Below are 2,824 nucleotides of genomic sequence, written 5' to 3' on the forward strand. Positions count from 1 at the left end.
CGTAACCGACCGGTTGGCACCGCCTGCCTGATGGCATGGTGATCGTTTAAGGCACGTGCATAACGACGTCGTTAACGACGTGTCTTATGCGGGGTTGGTGATGCGTGGCGATATTGTGGGGCTGGAGCGCCGTCGTCGTTGGTGCGATGAGGAGAAGCTTGAGATTGTTCTGTCGGTCGGCGTGGGCGGCGCGACGGTGACGCAAGTTGCGCAGCGGCATGATGTGACGCGGCAGCAGATCTACGCTTGGCGGCATGAGTTGAAGAAGAAGGGACTGCTTTCGGCCCTGCCGGAGGCGCTGTTTCTTCCGGTGGAATTTGACAGACCCATGGAATTGGCGATGCCGGCGGTTGCCACCCAGGTAGATGTCGCGCGCCCGGCCCAGATCGAGTTGCAATTGGCGAATGGCCGCTGCCTGCGCTTCGATCCTGCCCTGGATGCAGTTACGCTGACGCAGGTGATCCGGGCGGTGGAGGCAGCATGATCGGGCCGGGCACTGGTGTTCGCGTCTATCTTGCCTGCGGCGTGACGGACATGAGGAAAGGCATCGAGGGGTTGGCAGCTCTTGCGCAGGATCATCTGCGCCAGAAGCCGACCGGTGGGGCAGTGTTCGCGTTCCGTGGTCGCCAAGGCGACAGGCTGAAGCTGCTTTACTGGGACGGGCAAGGCTTCTGCCTCTATTACAAGGTGCTGCAAAAGGGCCGCTTTCCTTGGCCCGCGCGTGGTGACGGCGCGGTGCGTCTGACCTCGGCGCAGTTGGCGATGCTGTGGGAAGGGATCGACTGGCGCAGGCCGGATTGGGGAGCTCCTCCAGCCCGGGTTGGCTGAATTATCCCGCTGAAACGCCTTGTTTTTATGGTCATTCCGCCTGCCTTGTGGTAGTCGGGCGCATGTCGAATTTGGCGCCAACCCTTCCCGATGATCCGGCGCTTTTGAAGGCGCTGATCGCGGCGTTGCAGGCGGAAAATGCCAAGATATCAGCCACGCTGCGCGCCCATGACCAGTTGATCCAGACCCTGCGGCTGCGTATCGCCAAGCTGAAGAAGCAGGTGTTCGGCCAGTCCTCGGAAAAGATCGAACGCGAGATCGAGCAGCTGGAACTGGCGCTGGAGGATCTACTGATCGCCTCGGCCGAGAGCGAGACGGCGGTTCTGGACGGCGCGCCGGAAGCTGCCAGTTTTGAACCTGCCGAGGAGGCTGCCGACCGTCCATTGCGCCGCCGTCCCCGGGTCTCGGACAGCACGCCGCGCGAGCGGTTGGAACTCGACCCCGGCAGTTGCTGCCCCGATTGCGGGGGCGATCTGCGTGTGGTGGGGGAAGATGTCAGCGAGATGCTGGATCTGATCGCGGCGCAGATGAAGGTCACCCAGATCGCCCGCCTGAAGAAATCCTGTCGCCGCTGCGAACGCATGGTGCAGGTGCCCGCCCCAAGCCGACCAATCCCCGGAAGCATGGCCGGTGCAGGCCTTTTGGCCCACATCCTTGTCTCTAAGTTTGACGACCACCTTCCCTTGTATCGCCAGCAGGAAATCTTCGCCCGTATGGGTGCTGACATTCCGGACAGCACCTTGGTCGACTGGTGCGGTCGCGCCATGAAGGTGCTGGCCCCGCTGATCGAGAGGATCGAGACGGATGTGATGGCCAGTGACCTGCTGCATGCCGACGACACGCCGATCCGTGTTCTTGACCGTGCGAGCCGCGATAAAGGGCTGGGTAAGGGCGTGAAAAAGGGCCGGATCTGGGCCTATATCCGCGACCAGCGCCCCTGGGCAGGCACCGCGCCGCCCGGTGCGGTCTATGCCTTCGCGCCGGATTGGAAGGAAGAACACGTCCATCGCCATCTGGCCAAGACCCGCGGCACACTGCAGGCGGACGGCTACAAGGGTTATGCCAAGCTTTACGACCCTGACCCCGACGGGGCGCCTCGCCTTCGGGAGGCGGCCTGCTGGGCTCACCTGCGCCGCGACTTCCACGACGAATGGGACAAGACCAAATCCGCGATCGCCCGTGAGGCGCTCGACCGCATCGGCGCGCTCTATGACATCGAGCGCGAGATCACCGGCCGTCCTGCCGACATCCGCCTTGCTGCACGCCAGAAGCACAGCGCTCCGAAGGTCGCGGCCTTCTTCGCTTGGGCTGAAAGCCAACTCACCCTGATCCCCGGCAAGGGTGATCTGGCCAAGGCCTTCCGTTACGGGCTCAGCCGCAAGGACGCCTTCAGCCTGTTCCTGTCTGACGGTCGGGTCGCCATCGACAACAATCCAGCCGAGCGCGCCCTGCGCCCGATTGGCATCGGAAGGAAGAACTGGCTCTTCGCCGGGGCAGACACCGGTGCCGAAACGCTGGCCCGCGCGATGACCCTCATCGAAACGGCCAAACTGAATGGCCTCGATCCGCAGGCCTTCCTCGCAGACATCCTGGCCCGCATCAACGAGCACAAAATCAACCGCCTTGATGACCTGCTGCCCTGGAACTGGTCCCCGCTTCCTGCAACGCTACCCGAGGTCGCCTGATGGCAACCGTCACCCACGTCTGCACCCTCGACTACGTCGCCAAGATGCTGGGCGAGGACCCCGAGCTTCTCGAAGCCATCGTCTATAACGACGACAACCTGACCTATGGCTCGATCATCAGCGTCTATACCGGCCCGGATGACACCATCACCGCCTTGACTGACGACGGCATTGATGAACTCAAAGACATGCTCAGGGACGCGCGCATCACGCCCGAAACCTGGCACGCCTTCCTCGACGACTTCGTCGATGACGCAGAACTCGTCGCCCGCATCAAGGCCCGGTCACCGCGGTAGCAATCGGCCGGTTAC

The 2,824-nt window shown here is 63.0% G+C and carries 4 protein-coding genes; all 4 read left to right on the forward strand.

Annotated elements, in window-relative coordinates:
* Positions 1–100: 100 nt before the first annotated feature.
* Positions 101–484 carry an IS66-like element accessory protein TnpA gene (tnpA, locus tag ACEN2S_RS22945; RefSeq protein ID WP_441870941.1) on the forward strand — a complete coding sequence of 128 codons (384 nt, stop codon included), beginning with the start codon at positions 101–103 and terminating at the stop codon, positions 482–484.
* Positions 481–828, forward strand: coding sequence for an IS66 family insertion sequence element accessory protein TnpB (tnpB, locus tag ACEN2S_RS22950; RefSeq protein WP_441870944.1), 348 nt, complete (start codon positions 481–483; stop codon positions 826–828). Before tnpA ends, tnpB begins: the two co-directional genes overlap by 4 nt.
* Before the next feature lie 62 nt (positions 829–890).
* Positions 891–2,513: an IS66 family transposase gene (tnpC, locus tag ACEN2S_RS22955; protein ID WP_441870947.1), complete on the forward strand. Its 1,623-nt coding sequence runs from the start codon at positions 891–893 to the stop codon at positions 2,511–2,513.
* On the forward strand, positions 2,513–2,809 hold the full coding sequence (locus ACEN2S_RS22960) for a hypothetical protein (RefSeq protein WP_441870950.1): 297 nt from the start codon (positions 2,513–2,515) through the stop codon (positions 2,807–2,809). The genes tnpC and ACEN2S_RS22960 overlap by 1 nt, the downstream gene beginning before the upstream one ends.
* Positions 2,810–2,824 lie beyond the last annotated feature (15 nt).

Origin of the sequence: Phaeovulum sp. W22_SRMD_FR3 (genome assembly GCF_052113705.1) — a bacterium.
In the GTDB taxonomy this organism is placed as follows: Bacteria; Pseudomonadota; Alphaproteobacteria; order Rhodobacterales; family Rhodobacteraceae; genus JBGQOG01.

What these genes read in the sequence shown, in the direction of transcription:
- tnpC (WP_441870947.1), top strand. Translation starts at nt 891, where the DNA reads ATGTCGAATTTGGCGCCAACCCTTCCCGATGATCCGGCGCTTTTGAAG.
- tnpB (WP_441870944.1), top strand. Translation starts at nt 481, where the DNA reads ATGATCGGGCCGGGCACTGGTGTTCGCGTCTATCTTGCCTGCGGCGTG.
- tnpA (WP_441870941.1), top strand. Translation starts at nt 101, where the DNA reads ATGCGTGGCGATATTGTGGGGCTGGAGCGCCGTCGTCGTTGGTGCGAT.
- ACEN2S_RS22960 (WP_441870950.1), top strand. Translation starts at nt 2,513, where the DNA reads ATGGCAACCGTCACCCACGTCTGCACCCTCGACTACGTCGCCAAGATG.